Origin of the sequence: Mycobacterium sp. (genome assembly GCF_049647605.1) — a bacterium.
Classification (GTDB): Bacteria; Actinomycetota; Actinomycetes; order Mycobacteriales; family Mycobacteriaceae; genus Mycobacterium.
This window is the reverse complement of record NZ_JBARXZ010000223.1, coordinates 1-16032: the sequence shown is the minus strand read 5'-3', so window position 1 is coordinate 16032 and position 16032 is coordinate 1. Positions and strand designations below refer to the sequence as shown.

12 protein-coding genes and 1 pseudogene are annotated in these 16032 nt (G+C 65.9%); 3 read left to right on the top strand and 10 right to left on the bottom strand.

Annotated elements, in window-relative coordinates; genetic code table 11:
* Positions 1-328: pseudogene (locus WBB07_RS27445) on the bottom strand (hypothetical protein); the annotation flags it as partial.
* A 50-nt stretch (positions 329-378) separates the two neighbouring features.
* On the opposite strand from WBB07_RS27445, the gene ppc reads away from it, so the two are divergent.
* Complete coding sequence (gene ppc, locus WBB07_RS27440) at positions 379-3186, top strand: phosphoenolpyruvate carboxylase (RefSeq protein WP_526312550.1); 2808 nt, start codon at positions 379-381, stop codon at positions 3184-3186.
* 223 nt (positions 3187-3409) lie between these two features.
* Complete coding sequence (locus WBB07_RS27435; protein WP_526312552.1) at positions 3410-4348, top strand: ABC transporter substrate-binding protein; 939 nt, start codon at positions 3410-3412, stop codon at positions 4346-4348.
* Positions 4349-4797: 449 nt separating this feature from the next.
* Here the strand turns inward: WBB07_RS27435 and WBB07_RS27430 are convergent, their stop codons facing one another.
* From WBB07_RS27430 to tkt, 9 genes are all read right to left on the bottom strand, one after another.
* The gene (locus WBB07_RS27430) at positions 4798-5607 is read right to left on the bottom strand and encodes an ABC transporter ATP-binding protein (protein ID WP_526312548.1); all 810 of its coding nucleotides are present in this window, start codon (positions 5605-5607) and stop codon (positions 4798-4800) included.
* Complete coding sequence (locus WBB07_RS27425) at positions 5604-6650, bottom strand: FecCD family ABC transporter permease (protein ID WP_526312546.1); 1047 nt, start codon at positions 6648-6650, stop codon at positions 5604-5606. Before WBB07_RS27425 ends, WBB07_RS27430 begins: the two co-directional genes overlap by 4 nt.
* Entirely contained in the window at positions 6647-7690 is a 1044-nt protein-coding gene (locus WBB07_RS27420) for a FecCD family ABC transporter permease (protein WP_526312544.1), read from the bottom strand. The genes WBB07_RS27425 and WBB07_RS27420 overlap by 4 nt, the downstream gene beginning before the upstream one ends.
* 187 nt (positions 7691-7877) lie before the next feature.
* Complete coding sequence (locus tag WBB07_RS27415; RefSeq protein ID WP_526312542.1) at positions 7878-8258, bottom strand: ATPase; 381 nt, start codon at positions 8256-8258, stop codon at positions 7878-7880.
* Positions 8259-8295: 37 nt separating this feature from the next.
* A complete protein-coding gene (gene pgl / locus WBB07_RS27410) occupies positions 8296-9045 on the bottom strand; it encodes a 6-phosphogluconolactonase (protein ID WP_526312540.1) in 750 nt (249 codons plus the stop codon).
* Positions 9042-9953 (bottom strand): glucose-6-phosphate dehydrogenase assembly protein OpcA, encoded by a 912-nt coding sequence (gene opcA, locus WBB07_RS27405; protein ID WP_526312538.1) that lies wholly within the window; start codon positions 9951-9953, stop codon positions 9042-9044. Before opcA ends, pgl begins: the two co-directional genes overlap by 4 nt.
* 73 nt (positions 9954-10026) lie before the next feature.
* Complete coding sequence (gene zwf / locus WBB07_RS27400; RefSeq protein WP_526312536.1) at positions 10027-11574, bottom strand: glucose-6-phosphate dehydrogenase; 1548 nt, start codon at positions 11572-11574, stop codon at positions 10027-10029.
* A complete protein-coding gene (gene tal / locus WBB07_RS27395) occupies positions 11571-12686 on the bottom strand; it encodes a transaldolase (protein WP_526312534.1) in 1116 nt (371 codons plus the stop codon). The genes zwf and tal overlap by 4 nt, the downstream gene beginning before the upstream one ends.
* Positions 12687-12713: 27 nt before the next feature.
* On the bottom strand, positions 12714-14813 hold the full coding sequence (tkt, locus tag WBB07_RS27390) for a transketolase (RefSeq protein WP_526312532.1): 2100 nt from the start codon (positions 14811-14813) through the stop codon (positions 12714-12716).
* 258 nt (positions 14814-15071) lie between these two features.
* Between tkt and WBB07_RS27385 the strand changes: the two genes are divergently transcribed.
* Complete coding sequence (locus WBB07_RS27385; RefSeq protein WP_526312530.1) at positions 15072-15998, top strand: heme o synthase; 927 nt, start codon at positions 15072-15074, stop codon at positions 15996-15998.
* Positions 15999-16032: the final 34 nt, after the last annotated feature.

Below are 16032 nucleotides of genomic sequence, written 5' to 3'. Positions count from 1 at the left end.
ATTGTGTCTCGAGCCGCTCGGCGATCTCGATGCGGAAGGCGTTGCCGACCAGGTTTGTCGATGTGGCCCGCAACCGCGCCTGGGCGGCATCGACACCGGCGAGGGCGTCGAGCACCTCGGTGCGGGTTGTCATCGGATCCATGACCACCACGGTATTCGCACGCATGTTCGACAACCAGTCGGTGATCGTCGGGTTGTGGATGAACACCGCACTGTGCACAACCAGCCCGCCGAGCCGCCGTCCACAAAAACGCCCGAACATCGGAATCTGATCGAGCGACAACACTCGGCCGGTGGTCTCGAACAAAGCCGGGGTACGCGCCGGCATCGGCACCTGCCGACAGGCACACCGAACCCGCATCCCCGATAATCGAACCCATGGTTGAACTTTCCGACACCGCGCTGGAACCGATCGGCGCCGTGCGCCGCACCCAGGTCGGACGGGAGGCCACCGAACCGATGCGCGAGGACATCCGGCTGCTCGGGGCGATGCTCGGCGATACGGTGCGTGAACAGAACGGCGACGCGGTTTTCGAGCTCGTCGAACGAGCGCGGGTGGAGTCGTTCCGGGTGCGTCGCTCCGAGATCGATCGCTCGGAACTGTCCGACCTCTTCGACGGTATCGACGCCAAGACCGCCATCCCGGTGATCCGGGCGTTCACCCACTTCGCGTTGCTGGCCAATGTGGCCGAGGACATCCACCGCGAGCGCAGGCGCGCCGTTCACGTAGCGGCGGGGGAGCCGCCCCAGGACAGCAGCCTGGCAGCCACCTATCTGAAGCTAGACGCCGCGGATCTGGATGCGGCGACTGTCGCTGATTCGCTGACCGGTGCGCTGGTGTCGCCGGTGATCACCGCGCACCCCACCGAGACGCGCCGACGGACGATCTTCGACACCCAGCACCGCATCACCGAGCTGATGCGGCTGCGGATGGCAGGGCTCAGTTCGACATCCGAGGGAACCGATATCGACGTCGAGCTGCGACGGCAGATCCTGATGTTGTGGCAGACGGCGCTGATCCGGTTGTCCCGGCTGAAGATCCAAGACGAGATCGAGACCGGCTTGCGGTATTACCCCGCGGCGTTCTTCGAGGTCATCCCGAAGGTCAATGCGGAGGTGCGTCACGCGCTACGGGCCCGCTGGCCTGAAGCCGAGCTCCTGCCGAAACCGATCCTGCGGCCCGGGTCGTGGATCGGCGGCGACCGCGACGGCAACCCCAATGTCACCGCAGAGGTGGTGCGGTTGGCCACCGGTAGCGCCGCCTACACCGCGTTCACCCGCTACTTCACCGAACTGACGGCCCTCGAAGAAGAACTGTCGATGTCGGCGCGGCTGGTCGGGGTCAGCGACGAGCTGATGGCCTTGGCGGACAGCTGCGACGAGCCGGCGCGTGCCGACGAGCCGTACCGGCGGGCACTACGGGTGATCCATGCCCGGCTGTCTGCGACGGCCGCCGAGGTGCTGGATCGCCAGCCCGAACACCAGATCGATCTGGGGCTTGCTCGTTACGACGACCCCGCCGAACTGGTTGCCGACCTTGATGTCATCGACGGCTCGCTGCGCGCCCACGGCAGTGCACTACTGGCCGACGATCGGCTGGCTCGACTGCGAGAAGCCGTGCACGTGTTCGGTTTTCACCTGTCCGGGCTCGACATGCGGCAGAACTCCGAGGTGCACGAAGAGGTGGTGGCCGAACTACTGGCGTGGGCGGGCGTGCATTCCGATTACCCGTCGCTGCCCGAGGACGACAGGGTGGCGCTGCTGGTGGCCGAGCTGAGCACTCGTCGGCCGCTGGTCGGCGAGCACGCCGAGCTCTCGGAGCTGGCGCGCAAGGAACTCGACATCGTGCGGGCGGGGGCGCGGGCAGTGGCGGTGTTCGGCCCTGCCGCGGTGCCCAACTACATCATCTCGATGTGCCAGTCGGTGTCCGACATGCTCGAGGCGGCGCTGCTCCTCAAAGAGGCGGGCTTGCTGGATGCTTCGGGGGAGACGCCGTACAGCCCGGTCGGTATCGTGCCGTTGTTCGAGACCATCGACGACCTGCAGCACGGCGCCGCGATCATGGAGGCGGTGCTGGACCTGCCGCTGTACCGCGGGTTGGTGCATGCCCGGGGTGAGAGCCAGGAGATCATGCTGGGCTACTCGGACTCCAACAAAGACGGTGGCTACCTGGCGGCCAATTGGGCGCTGTACCGCGCCGAACTCGATCTGGTCGAGATGGCCGCCAAGACCGGGATCCGGATGCGGCTGTTCCACGGCCGCGGTGGCACGGTGGGCCGCGGCGGCGGCCCCAGCTATGACGCCATCCTGGCGCAGCCTCCCGGCGCGGTCCGGGGCTCGTTGCGGATCACCGAGCAGGGGGAGATCATCGCGGCAAAATACGCCGAACCGCGGATCGCACACCGCAACCTGGAGACGTTGGTGGCCGCGACGCTGGAGTCGACACTGCTGGACGTCGAAGGGCTGGGCCCGGCTGCCGATTCGGCCTATGAGGTGCTCGACGATCTGGCTGCCCGCGCACAGCGTGCCTACGCCGAACTGGTCCACGAGACACCGGGTTTCGTGGAGTACTTCAAGGCGTCGACGCCGGTGAGTGAGATCGGCGCCCTGAATATCGGTAGCCGCCCGACGTCGCGGAAACCCACCACGTCGATCTCAGACCTTCGGGCCATCCCGTGGGTGCTGGCCTGGAGCCAGTCGCGGGTGATGCTGCCAGGCTGGTACGGGACCGGGACGGCGTTCGAGACCTGGGTGGCGGCCGGCCAGGAAAACGGGGAAGCCCGGTTGGAAGTGCTGCAGGATCTCTACCGGCGCTGGCCGTTCTTCCGGACCGTGCTGTCGAATATGGCGCAGGTGCTGGCCAAGTCGGATATGGGCCTGGCGGCGCGGTACGCCGAGCTGGTCGAGGATGAGGCGCTGCGGCACCGGGTGTTCGACAAGATCCTGGCCGAACATGAGCGCACCATTGCCATGTACAAGGCGATTTCCGGTCAAGATGACCTGCTGGCCGACAATCCCGCGCTGGCACGCTCGGTGTTCAACCGCTTCCCGTACCTGGAACCGCTGAATCATCTGCAGGTGGAGTTGCTGCGGCAGTACCGCTCGGGTGACACCGACGAACGGGTGCAGCGCGGCATCCTGCTCACGATGAGCGGGTTGGCGACGGCGCTGCGCAACAGCGGTTAGCTCACGCGGTGGGTGCACCGGCGAATTTGCCGGTGTGCCAACGTTTCCTGTCAATTCGCTGTGAATCCTAGGGCTTGTAATTTGGTTAGCCTGCTCTAACATGCTGGTTGCGGTTGGGCCGAGCAGAGGAGCATGCGTGAACGTGCACAGTGGCGGTTGGTCGCAGGTTCTTCACCTGCTGCGCCGATCAGCCGGGCGTACCCTCATCGCCATTGCCGGGTTGATGCTGGTGGCCGGGCTGGTCAGCGCCTGCGGATCCTCCGGCGACGGCGCCTCCAGCGGTACGGCCGCGTCCGGAGGTCCAACGATCAGCCACAAGTTCGGCGAGACCGTCGTTCCCGCCAACCCGTCCCGGGTGGTGACGGTGGGGTGGACCGATCAGGATTTTGTGCTGCCGTTCGGGGTGGTCCCGGTGGCCGCTCGCGACTTCTTCGAGGAGTACGACGAGTACCCCTGGGTGGCGGCCGCCACCGGCGGCAAAGGTATCCCGACCTGGGGCGCCGACGAGATCGACTTCGAAGCGATCGCCGCCGAGAAGCCCGATGTCATCTTTGCGATCTACGAGTCGATCGACCAGCAGACCTACGATCGGCTCTCCCAGATCGCGCCGACGGTGATCCAGTCGGCCGACTACGCCGATGAGGAAACTCCCTGGAACGTGCAGCTGCTGACCACGGGCAAGGCGCTGGGTAAAGAGGCGCGGGCTCAGGAGCTGGTCGAACAGGTGCAGGGCCGCATCGACGAAGCCAAGCAGGCCAACCCCGAATTCGAGGGCAAGACCCTGGTGGTCGACTTCGGCCCCGAGAACGGCGGGCATTGGCTGATGCCGGAGAAGGATCCGCGCCGATCACTGTTCACCGCATTGGGTTTCGCTACCCAGAACGTCGACGGCGACGTCAGCGAGGAGAGGCTGGACGTGCTCAACCGTGACGTGCTGTTTGTCAACGGCGCGACCAAAGAGCAGATGGTGGCGTCGCCGGCGTTTGCCCGGCTGCCGGTGGTGACCGAGGACCGCACCTTGTACACCACATTCGAGTCGAATCTCAGTGGGGCGCTGACCTATAGCGGTCCCGAGGCGCTGCTGTACGCCCTCGATGTGCTGACACCACAGCTGGCCAACGCACTCAACGGTCGGCCGGTCCAAGACCTCGCCAACGCCTGACGCCGACGAAGCGGGATGTTGACGTAGCGGGATTCTGGGCCAGCCGCGAATTCATCCTGGCGGAACGCACCTGAACGAACATGCGGCTGCGCCACCGGGCCCGAAGAAGCGCGGATCACCGGCCAGCATCCCCAGAAGACGCAAAATGCCGCTCAGGGGCCAAGCCTGCCCGGGTGTGGTCACCGCGACTGGTGTGATGTTCCGGCCCGGATGGGTCGGCGTGACGAACTGGTTCATGATTGTTGTGACATCGGCGTCGTGCCAGTTCGGACAGGTGGTCCCGCAGACGATCAGCGCCGTCGAGTTGGTTGGACAATTGCGCTGTCGGCGACACGGTCGGTCTCCTCTCCAGCAGCCACGTCGGGTCGTGCTCCGCGAGGGGAATCGTCGCTCTCGGGGCGCTACGCGAATTCAGTAGTGCAGTACTGCACTTTTGCTGGCTGCCTCGGTCAGCCTCGCCGCATCCGCAGGTGAGGAGATGCCTTGGGAACCACCAGCGGCGTCCCGGTCTGCGGGTCGTCGATGATCTGGCAACCGAGCCCGTAGACGTCGTGCACCAGGTCCTCGGTGATGACTTCCTTCGGATCGCCCTGGGCCACAATCTGTCCCGCCTTCATGGCGATGATGTGGTCGGCGTAGCGGCAGGCGTGGTTGAGGTCGTGCAGCACCGCCACCACCGTGCGATCCTGCTCGCGGTTGAGTTGGGTGAACAGATCCAGCAGCTCCACCTGATGGGCGATGTCGAGGTATGTGGTGGGCTCGTCGAGCAGCACCAGCGGGGTCTCTTGCGCCAGCACCATCGCCACCCAGACCCGCTGGCGTTGGCCGCCGGACAGTTCGTCGACCAACCGGCCCGACAACCCGTCCACGGCGGTGGCCCGCATGGCTTCGGCCACCGCGTCGGCGTCCTCCTGTGACCATTGGCGCAACACCTTCTGATGCGGAAAACGACCGCGGGACACCAGATCTGCCACGGTGATGCCTTCCGGGGCGATAGAAGTCTGGGGGAGCAGTCCCAGTCGGCGGGCCACCTCTTTGGTGTGCATGCTGGTGATATCCGCACCGTCGAGAATCACCTGACCGCTCGAGGGTTTCAGCAACCGTGCCAAACCGCGCAGCAGCGTGGACTTACCGCACGCATTGGGTCCGACGATTGCGGTGACCCGGCCGTCGGGAATGTCCACCGTCAGGTCGGTGATGACGGTCTTGTCGTCGTAGCCGATGGTGAGGCGTTCGGTACGCAGCCGGGGGTTGCTCATCGTTTCCTTGCCTGCGAGATCAGAAGGTAGATCAGATAGGCGCCGCCGAGCGACACAGTGACCGCACCCACCGGGAGTTCGTTGCCGGGCAGCAGATGCTGGGCGATCACGTCACCGAACAGCAGCAGCACCGCACCCATCGCGGCCGAGGGCACCAGACCGACACCCGGGGTGGCGGTCAATCGGCGGGCGATCTGTGGCGCGGCCAGTGCGATGAACGTGATGGGCCCGGCTGCCGCACACGCCAGCGCCACCAACACCACCCCGACTGTGAGATACGCCAATCGGGTGGTTTCGGTGCGGACGCCGAGCGCGCCTGCGGCGTCATCGCCGAGTTGCAGCACCGGAAGCGCGGGACCCAACGCCGTCAACGCCACCGTGACCACCGCCAGGCAGATCGTCATCGGGACCACCTGTGTCCAGCTCAGACCGCTGAGGGTGCCCTGTTGCCACACCGAAGCGGTTACCGCGGTGTGGAAGTCGAGTTTGATGACGATCCACTGGTTGACCGAGTTCAGGATGGCGCTGATGCCGATACCGACCACGATCAACCGGTAGCCGGCCAACCCGTTGCGATAGGACAGCGCGTACACCAGTACCGCGGTGACCAACGCGCCCACCAGGGCGCCGGCCGCGACGGCGAAGTACCCGACGCCGACGGTCGCGATCACCACGAGGGCGCCGGTGTAAGCCCCGAAGTTGATGCCGATGATGTCCGGGCTGCCCAACGGATTTCGGGTCAATGCCTGGAAGATCGCGCCGGACACCCCGAGTGCCGCGCCGATCAGCAATGCCATCAGCATTCGTGGCATCCGCCACTCCAGGACCACCACCCGGTCGAAGGAGGTGTTGGTGCCGGCCAGCACGCCGAGGACATTGCCGGGCGCGATCGCGTATTTACCGATACCGATGGCCACTACCGCGATGACGAGTGCGCCCACCAGAAGTGACGTCACGACGATCACCGCACGCCACGACAACCGCGCCGAAAGACCGCCCACCCGGATCACGCACTGTCGGTTACCGAAATGAAGGGCCGTCATGAGCGGTCCGCTCCGCGTTTGCGCACCAGCCAGATCAGTACCGGCGCACCGAGGAAGGCCGTGACGATCCCCGCAGGCAACTCGGCGGGCCGGATGACCACGCGCCCGATGATGTCGGCGGCCAGCAGCAGCGCCGGGGCCACGACGACGGAGTAGGCCAGGATCCAGCGCCAGTCCGGTCCGGTGAACCGGCGCACGGCATGCGGCACCATCAGGCCCACGAAACCGATCGGCCCGGCACCCGCGGTGGCCGCCCCCGCCAGCAGGGTGACCGCGACCAGGCTGAGCACCTGCGTGCGAATCACGTTGCCGCCCATGCTCTTGGCCAGATCATCACCGAGTGCGGTGACGTTGAGGGAACTCCCCACGACGACACACAGGACCACGCCGACGACGATGAACGGGGCGATGGCCGCCGAGACGTCGAGCGCCCGGCCGTCGAGTGCTCCGGCATCCCAGAACCGCATGTTGTCGAACGCCCGGGGGTGACGCAGTCGCACGGCGAATCCGATCCCGTCCAACACCGCGGCGATCGCCACCCCGGCCAACAGCACACGCACCGGCGTCACCGTGGACCGGCCCGTCATCCCGACCAGGTACACCAGGATCATGGCGAACACGGCGCCGGCGAAGGCGAACCAGATGTAGCCGGTCACGTCGCGGACACCGAAGAAGGCAATGGCACTGACGACAAAAAGGGCCGCGCCGGAATTGATTCCGAGGATCTCGGTATCGGCGAGCGGATTGCGGCCTACCGCCTGGATCAGGGTGCCCGCCAGTCCGAGTGCCACACCGACCAGAAGCGCCAGCACCGTGCGGGGGATCCGTAGATCGTGGACGATCCACTGGTCACCCATATCGTGGTAGTCGGTGACGGCCTGCCAGACCGTGGCCAATCCCACGTTCTGGGTGCCGATCGCGAGGCTGGCCACACACATCACCGCCAGCACCACTGCCGCGACGAGCAGCCCTGCCAACCGGTGGTTACCGCGCAGCCGCTGCGCCTCCGGCGGTGTGTACGCCGGTGCCTGTGCCGTCATGGGCGTTACGGACCGGTCCGCTCGAGCGTCCCCACGAACTCCCTCGAGGGCACCTGCTGGTCACGGCCTTGCAGCTGACGTGTTTCGGCAACGGAGGCATACGAGAAACTCATCGTTGCTCAGGCTAGACCTGGTCGCTGCGTCTCGGGCTCGTCCCTGCGTCCTGGCTGCACAGTCGGGCGGCGGGCTACAGTCCGGCGCGGTTCCGCACGGCGTTGACCACACCACGGACGGCGTTCTCGGTGGCGGAGATGGGGGAGACGACGGCTTCGCCGACCCCGACAATTCGCTCCACCCGGTCCACGATGCCCTCCAACCGGTCGACGATCGCGATCAAGCGCGGGGCCAGTTCGTCGATGCGGCTGATCGTGGCGTTGAAGCGTTCCATCGTGGAGTCGAGGGTGTCGGTGGAGTTGTTCAGATCCTCGAGTGTCTCGGTGAGACCAGCAAGCAGCGCATCGACTTGGCCAACCGTGACATCGGCGTTGAGTGCTGCCTGGGCCAGTGTCCGCAGCCGCTGCTGGGCCGGCCGCGACTGACCCGACGAGGTGACGTCTTTGTCTGCCATGCCGCCATTATGACTGGGCTCCGCAGAGCCGGGTCGATCAGCCGGGGATAGCTGAGGCGGCCGCAGTGTCGAGCAGCCACACCGTCTTCTCCGTCCCGACCCCGCCTGCCGCCGGGATGTCGATGGAATCGGCACCGCCGAGTGCGGCCGCCACCGCCTCGGCCTTGGCGGCGCCGGAGACCACCAGCCACACCTCCCGCGACCGGGTGACTGCCGGCAACGTCAGGGTGATCCGCCGGGGCGGCGGCTTGGGGGAGTCGGCGACACCGACAACAAACCGTGACTTCTCGGCCGTCGCGACGGTGTGCGGGAACAGTGAGTTGACGTGTCCCTCACCACCCATGCCGAGCAGATGCACATCGAATGCCGGAGTGGGCTCGCCGGCAACGGCGTTTGCCGCCAGCACCTGCTCGTAGGCCAGGGCGGCCGCGTCGAGATCGGCGCCGAACTCGCCGTCGGCTGCCGGCATGGCGTGCACATTGCGATCCGGGATCGCGACGTGGTCGAGCAGGGCCTCACGTGCCTGCTTGTCATTGCGCTCGTCGTCGGATTCGGCGACATAGCGTTCGTCACCCCAGAAGACATGCACCGCCGACCAGTCGATGTCGGCGCCATGGGCGCGGACGTGCTCGAGCAGCGCAACACCGGTGCCCCCGCCCGTCAGCACGATCAAGGCCACACCGCGCTCGGCGATGGCCGCGGTGATGGCCCCCACCAGTCGGTTTCCGGCCGCCTCGACCAATTTGTCGGTATCGGCATAGGTTTCGACAACGGTCGTTGTGGTCATGAGTACTGCACCTTATCGATACCGCGTAGGGCCTCGGAGTAGATCTCGTCGGAATCGAGCCGGCGCAGGTCTTCGGCCAGGCATTCGCGGGTTTCGCGACGTGCCAGTGGCACCAACGCATCCGGGCGGCCCGTCCGGCTCAAGGTCGCGGTCCGGCCCTCCTGCGGGCGACTGAGGGTGATGGTCTCGCTGCCACGGACCAACTCCACCTTGAGTTCCCCGACGGTGCGGCGTACCGGGCCGTCGATACGACTGGCCAGCCAGCCGGCGAGAATATCCAACGCCGGTTCGTTGCGCAGACCCGACACCAGCGCCGACTGGATCGGCTCGTGGGGTGGTTGATCCAGCGCTGAAGTCAGCAATGCCCGCCAGTAGGTGATCCGGCTCCATGCCAGATCGGTGTCGCCGGCGGTGTGCCCCGCCAGTCGCGACTTGATCGCCACCAGTGGGTCGGTGGCGTTGGTGGCATCGGTGATGCGCCGAATAGCCAGCTCGCCCAACGGATCCTGGGAGGGAACCGGCGGCGTGACATCCGGCCACCACGCCACCACCGGGGTATCGGGTAGCAGAAACGGCAACACCACGCTGCTGGCATGGTTGGCCAACGGGCCCGACAGCCGCAGCACGACAACCTCACCGGCGCCGGCGTCGCCGCCGACCCGGATCTGCGCGTCGAGCCGGGCTTCGGTGGACAGCCGGTCACCCGGGATGACAACGATGATGCGGCAGGGATGTTCGTGGCTGGCCGCGTTGGCCGCCTCGATCGAATCCTCCAGCACCGCTTCGGTGTCGGGGGCGATGACCAGGGTCAGCACCCGGCCCATGGTTACCGCGCCACCCTCCTCGCGCAGGGCGATGATCTTCTTGTTGATCTTGTCGGTACTGGTGTCGGGCAGGTCGACGATCATCGGCGCCGCGCCTCCTCATCGCTTCGGAGGATCGCCCGCCGGGCACCTCCAGGGGTATCGGTGCCGGCGCGGATCACGGCCGTCTCCACTCTCTACCGGAACGCCGCATCATCTCGCTGGCCGAATCCGGACCCCAGGTGCCCGATTCATACGGCTCGGGAGCACCGTGGGATTCCCAGTTCTCCAGCGCCGGATCCAGGATCTTCCACGCCAATTCGACCTCTTCGTTGACGGGGAACAGCGACGGCTCGCCGAGCAGCACATCCAGGATGAGCCGCTCGTAGGCTTCGGGAGATTCCTCGGCAAACGCGGCGCCGTACGAGAAGTCCATGTTCACATCGCGGACTTCCATCTTGTTGCCCGGCACCTTGGAACCGAACCGCAGGGTGATGCCCTCGTCGGGCTGCACCCGGATCACCAACGCGTTCTTGCCGAGCTCCTCGGTCATGGTGGCGTCGAAGGGCAGATGGGGAGCTCGTTTGAACACCAGGGCAATCTCGGTGACCCTGCGGCCCAAGCGTTTTCCGGTACGAAGGTAGAACGGAACCCCGGCCCAGCGTCGAGTGTCGACGTCGAGGGTGATCGCTGCGAAGGTCTCGGTGGTGGAGGTCTTGGCGAAGCCCTCTTCGTCGAGCAGACCCACCACCTTCTGGCCGCCCTGCCAGCCGCCGGCGTACTGACCGCGCGACGTGGTCTGATCCAGCGGCTGGGCCAGTCGGGTCGCCGAGAGCACCTTGATCTTCTCGGCCTGCAGTTCGTCGGGATGGAAGCTGACGGGCTCTTCAATCGCGGTCAATGCGAGCAGTTGGATCAGGTGATTCTGGATGACGTCGCGGGCGGCGCCGATGCCGTCGTAATAGCCTGCGCGGCCACCCAATCCGATGTCTTCGGCCATCGTGATCTGGACGTGGTCCACGTAGTGGGCATTCCAGATCGGCTCGAACATCTCGTTGGCGAAACGCAGCGCCAGGATGTTCTGCACCGTCTCCTTGCCGAGATAGTGGTCGATGCGGAACACCGACGACTCGGGGAAGACGCTGTTGACGGTGTTGTTCAACGCTTCGGCGCTGGCCAGATCATGACCGAACGGCTTCTCGATCACCACCCGGCTCCACGAACCCTCCGGCTTGTCGGCCAGACCGGACTTGGACAGCTGCTCACACACCACCGGGAACGCGTTCGGGGGAATCGACAGATAGAACGCGTGATTGCCGCTGGTGCCACGCTCGACATCGAGTTTTTGCAAGGTTTCGGCGAGCCGGAGGAACGAGGCGTCGTCGTCGAAGGTGCCCTGGACAAACCGGAAGCCCTCGGCGAGCCGGTCCCACACCTCCTGGCGGAAGGGGGTGCGGGCATGCTGCTTCACCGCGTCGTAAACGACCTGGCCAAAATCCTCGTCGCCCCAATCACGCCGCGCAAAGCCGACCAAGGCGAATGTCGGTGGCAGCAACCCGCGGTTGGCCAGGTCGTAGATGGCCGGCATCAGTTTCTTGCGAGCCAGATCGCCCGTGACACCGAAGATCACCACGCTGCAGGGCCCCGCAATACGGGGCATGCGCTTGTCGCGCTTGTCCCGCAGCGGGTTCACCCATGCAGCCGAAACGCTGCCGGCCTCCGTCATTTCTTCTCGTCGAGCTGGCCCTGGGTGGCTTCGATCAACTCCTGCCAGGATTTCTCGAACTTGTCCACGCCCTCGTTCTCGAGTACCAGGAAGACATCGGTGAGGTCGATGCCGACGGCGGCGACCTTGTCGAAGATCTCCTGGGCGGCGGCTGAGGTGCCGGAGACGGTGTCACCGGTGACCACACCATGATCGGCGACCGCATCCAGCGTCTTCTCCGGCATGGTGTTGACGGTGTTGGGCGCTACCAGCTCGGTGACGTACAGCGTGTCCGAGTAGTCGGGATTCTTGACCCCGGTGGATGCCCACAGCGGACGCTGCACCAGGGCACCGGCCGCCTTGAGCGCCTCGAAGCGCGAGCCACCGACAAACACCTCTTCGTAGGCGGCGTACGCCAGCCGGGCGTTGGCGACTCCGGCCTGACCGCGCAGGGCCAGAGCTTCCTCGGAACCGATGCCCTCGAGGCGTTTGTCGATCTCGGTGTCGACACGCGAGACGAAGAACGAAGCCACCGAGTGGATCTTCGACAGGTCGTGGCCAGCCTCCTTGGCCGCTTCCAAGCCGGCCAGGTAGGCGTCCATGACCGCGCGATGGCGCTCCACCGAGAAGATCAGCGTCACGTTGACCGAAATGCCCTCGGCGATCACCGCGGTGATGGCGGGCAACCCGGCCTCGGTGGCGGGGATCTTGATCAGCACGTTGGGCCGGTCGACGATCTTCCACAGCTCGATGGCCTGCAGGATCGTCTTGTCGGTGTCGTGCGCCAGTCTGGGGTCCACCTCGATGGACACCCGGCCGTCGACGCCGTTGGAGCTCTTGTAGATACCGGCGAACACGTCGCAGGCGTTGCGCACGTCATCGGTGGTGACGGTGCGGATGGTGGCATCCACATCGGCGCCACGCTCGGCCAGCTCTGCGACCTGAGCGTCATAGGCGGTGCCCTTGGACAGCGCGGCCTGGAAGATCGACGGGTTGGTCGTGACGCCGACGATGCTCTTGGTGTCGATCAGCTCTTGCAGGTTGCCGCTCTGCAAGCGGTCACGGGACAGGTCATCGAGCCAAACGGATACTCCGGCTGCCGACAGCGCTGCCAGGTTGGGATTCTGGGTCATCGTCTCTGCCTTCTCTCGTTGCGCGTACTAGTTGTCGAGGGTGCGTTCCGCGGCCGCAACGACCGCTTCCGGGGTGAAACCGAACTCACGGAACAAAGTCTTGTCATCCGCGGACGCGCCGTAGTGCTCGATGGAGATGATCTCGCCGGTGTCGCCGACCAGCTTGTGCCACGACTGGGCGATGCCGGCCTCGACGGCGACACGCGCCGAGACGCTGGGCGGCAGCACCGAATCCCGGTACTCCTTGGGCTGGCTCTCGAACCACTCGACACACGGCATCGACACCACGTAGGCCACCACGTCCTTGGCCGCGAGTTGCTTCTGGGCCTCGACGGCCAGCTGTAGTTCGGAGCCGGTGGCGATGATGATCACGTCGGCGGCTGCGACATCGGCTGCCGACGGCTCTCCGAGGACGTAGCCACCCTTGGCGACACCGTCGCTGCTGGTGCCCTCCAAGACCGGGATGCCCTGTCGAGTGAGGATGAAACCGACCGGGCCGCTGCCGTTGCCACGCGCCAGGATGCTGCGCCAGGCGTAAGCCGTCTCGTTCGGGTCGCCGGGGCGCACCACCGACAGATTCGGGATCGCCCGAAGTGCCGCCAGGTGTTCGATGGGCTGGTGGGTGGGGCCGTCCTCGCCGAGGCCGATCGAATCGTGGGTCCAGATGTAGATGGTGTCGATGTCCATCAGCGACGCCAGGCGCACCGCAGGCCGCATGTAGTCGGAGAACTGCATGAACGTCCCACCGAAGGCGCGCGTCGGCCCGTGCAGCACGATGCCGGACAGGATCGAGCCCATCGCGTGCTCACGGATACCGAAGTGCAGCACCCGGCCATACCAGTCCGCGGTGAAGTCCTCGGTGGAGATCGACGGCGGGCCGAACGATTTCACGCCCTTGATGGTGGTGTTGTTGCTGCCGGCCAGGTCAGCCGATCCGCCCCACAGCTCGGGGAGCTTCGGCGCGACGTCGTTGAGCACCTGACCGAACGCGGCGCGGGTGGCCACGGCCTTGGAGCCCGGCTCCCAATAGGTGATGTCGGCATCCCAGCCGTCGGGGAGTTCCCCGGCGGTGAGCCGGTCGAGCAGCTTCTTGCGCTCCGGCTCACGCTCGGCCCAGGCGTCGAACCCGGTCTGCCACTTCTGATGGGCCTCCCGGCCGCGGTCCACCAGCTTGCGGGTGTGCTCGATGACCTCGGGGCGCACCTCGAACTTCTTCTCCGGGTCGAAGCCCAGCACCTTCTTGGTGGCGGCCACCTCGTCGTCGCCGAGCGCGGACCCGTGCACACCGCCGGTGTTCATCTTGGTGGGGGCCGGATAGCCGATGATGGTGCGGACCGAGATGAACGACGGCTTGTCGGTCACCTTCTTGGCCTCGGCGATGGCCTTTTCGAAGCCGACGACGTTCTCGCCGCCTTCGACTTCCTGGACATGCCAGCCGTAGGCGCGGTACCTGTCGGCGACATTCTCCGACAGGGCGATGTCGGTGTCATGCTCGATGGAGATGTGGTTCTTGTCATAGAAGACGATCAGGTTGCCCAGCTGCTGGGTACCGGCCAGCGACGACGCCTCGCTGGTCACGCCCTCTTCGATGTCGCCGTCAGAGGCGATCACATAGATGTAGTGGTCGAACGGGCTCTCACCGGCCGGGGCGTCGGGGTCGAACAGGCCACGCTCGTAGCGGGCGGCCATCGCCATTCCGACGGCCGAGGCCAGGCCCTGACCCAGCGGGCCGGTGGTGATTTCGACACCCTTGGTGTGGCGGAACTCGGGGTGGCCGGGGGTCTTGGAACCCCAGGTGCGCAGTGCCTCGATATCGGCGAGTTCCAGACCGAACCCGCCGATGTAGAGCTGCAGGTACAGCGTCAGGCTGGAGTGCCCGCAGGACAGGATGAACCGGTCGCGGCCCAGCCAGTGGACGTCGCTCGGGTCGTGGCGCATCTGACGCTGGAACAGGGTGTAGGCCAGGGGGGCCAGGCTCATCGCGGTGCCAGGATGGCCGTTGCCAACCTTCTGAACCGCGTCGGCGGCGAGTACCCGAACGGTGTCAACCGCCGTGGAGTCGGTGTCTGTCCAGTCGTCAGGGTGGTGGGGTTCGGTCAACGTCGCGATTTCTTCGACGGTGGTCACTGGCTGGCTCCTTGGTGGCATGTCTATGTGGCGGCTCCGCGCAACTCCCGGGCGCTCTCTCCAACCCTAGTGCCCCGATGTCTGTCGTCGCAGGCTGCATGTGGTGAGAATTCGTCCTGCCGTTACCGTAGTAACGCGGAACCGACCCTGAGGTCATCCGTTGGTGCTGCGCCGGTCTACCATCGTGTGTAGTAGACATTGCAAAGAGGCGCGATCATCGCGAAGGATGTCCTACGTCAAGGATGAGGAGTTGACTGCGTGAGCATTCGCGAGCGCCACCTCAGCCAGGGCACCCCGAAGCGAATTCGCTCGACGCTGCTGGCCTATGTTGCTCTGACCAAACCCAGGGTCATCGAGCTGCTGCTGGTGACGACGATACCCGCGATGTTGTTGGCGAACCGGGGAGTTGTCGACCCGTTGCTGATCGCCAACACCCTGATCGGCGGAATGCTGGCGGCCGCCGGCGCCAACACGCTGAACTGTGTCGCCGACGCCGATATCGACAAGGTGATGAAACGCACCGCGCGACGGCCGCTGGCCCAGGCGACAGTGCCCACCCGCCACGCGCTGGTGTTCGGTCTGCTGCTCTCGGTCGGCTCGTTCTTCTGGCTGTGGTTGTCGTCGAACCTGCTGTCCGGGGTGCTCGCCGTCGTCACGATCGCGTTCTACGTGTTGGTCTACACCCTGTTGCTCAAGCGGCGGACCTCGCAGAACGTCGTGTGGGGTGGGGCCGCCGGCTGTATGCCGGTGATGATCGGCTGGTCGGCTGTGACCGGCACCATCCAGTGGCCGGCCCTGGTGATGTTCGCCATCATCTTCTTCTGGACGCCGCCGCACACCTGGGCGCTGGCGATGCGCTACAAGGAAGACTATGCCGCGGCTGGGGTGCCGATGCTCCCCACGGTGGCCACCGAGCGGCACGTCACGCTCCAGATCGTGATCTACACCTGGCTGACCGTGTTGGCGACGCTGGCGCTGGTTCCGGCCACCGGCTGGCTGTACACCGGTGTCGCGGGGCTGGCCGGCCTGTGGTTCCTGGTGATGGCACACCAGCTCTATGCCGGGGTGCGTCGCGGCGAGCCGGTCAGACCGCTGCGTCTGTTCCTGCAGTCGAACAACTACTTGGCTGTGGTCTTCTGTGCCCTGGCCGTCGACTCGGCGTTTGCACTGCCCACCGTTTTCTAGACGGGTTCGTCTTCCAGAGCGTTCGGCGCGCCGC

Coding starts and splice junctions, on each gene's coding strand:
- pgl (WP_526312540.1), bottom strand. CDS start 9,045: ATGACCACAACGACCGTTGTCGAAACCTATGCCGATACCGACAAATTG.
- WBB07_RS27420 (WP_526312544.1), bottom strand. CDS start 7,690: ATGACGGCACAGGCACCGGCGTACACACCGCCGGAGGCGCAGCGGCTG.
- opcA (WP_526312538.1), bottom strand. CDS start 9,953: ATGATCGTCGACCTGCCCGACACCAGTACCGACAAGATCAACAAGAAG.
- WBB07_RS27435 (WP_526312552.1), top strand. CDS start 3,410: ATGCTGGTGGCCGGGCTGGTCAGCGCCTGCGGATCCTCCGGCGACGGC.
- WBB07_RS27425 (WP_526312546.1), bottom strand. CDS start 6,650: ATGACGGCCCTTCATTTCGGTAACCGACAGTGCGTGATCCGGGTGGGC.
- WBB07_RS27430 (WP_526312548.1), bottom strand. CDS start 5,607: ATGAGCAACCCCCGGCTGCGTACCGAACGCCTCACCATCGGCTACGAC.
- zwf (WP_526312536.1), bottom strand. CDS start 11,574: ATGACGGAGGCCGGCAGCGTTTCGGCTGCATGGGTGAACCCGCTGCGG.
- tal (WP_526312534.1), bottom strand. CDS start 12,686: ATGACCCAGAATCCCAACCTGGCAGCGCTGTCGGCAGCCGGAGTATCC.
- WBB07_RS27415 (WP_526312542.1), bottom strand. CDS start 8,258: ATGGCAGACAAAGACGTCACCTCGTCGGGTCAGTCGCGGCCGGCCCAG.
- ppc (WP_526312550.1), top strand. CDS start 379: ATGGTTGAACTTTCCGACACCGCGCTGGAACCGATCGGCGCCGTGCGC.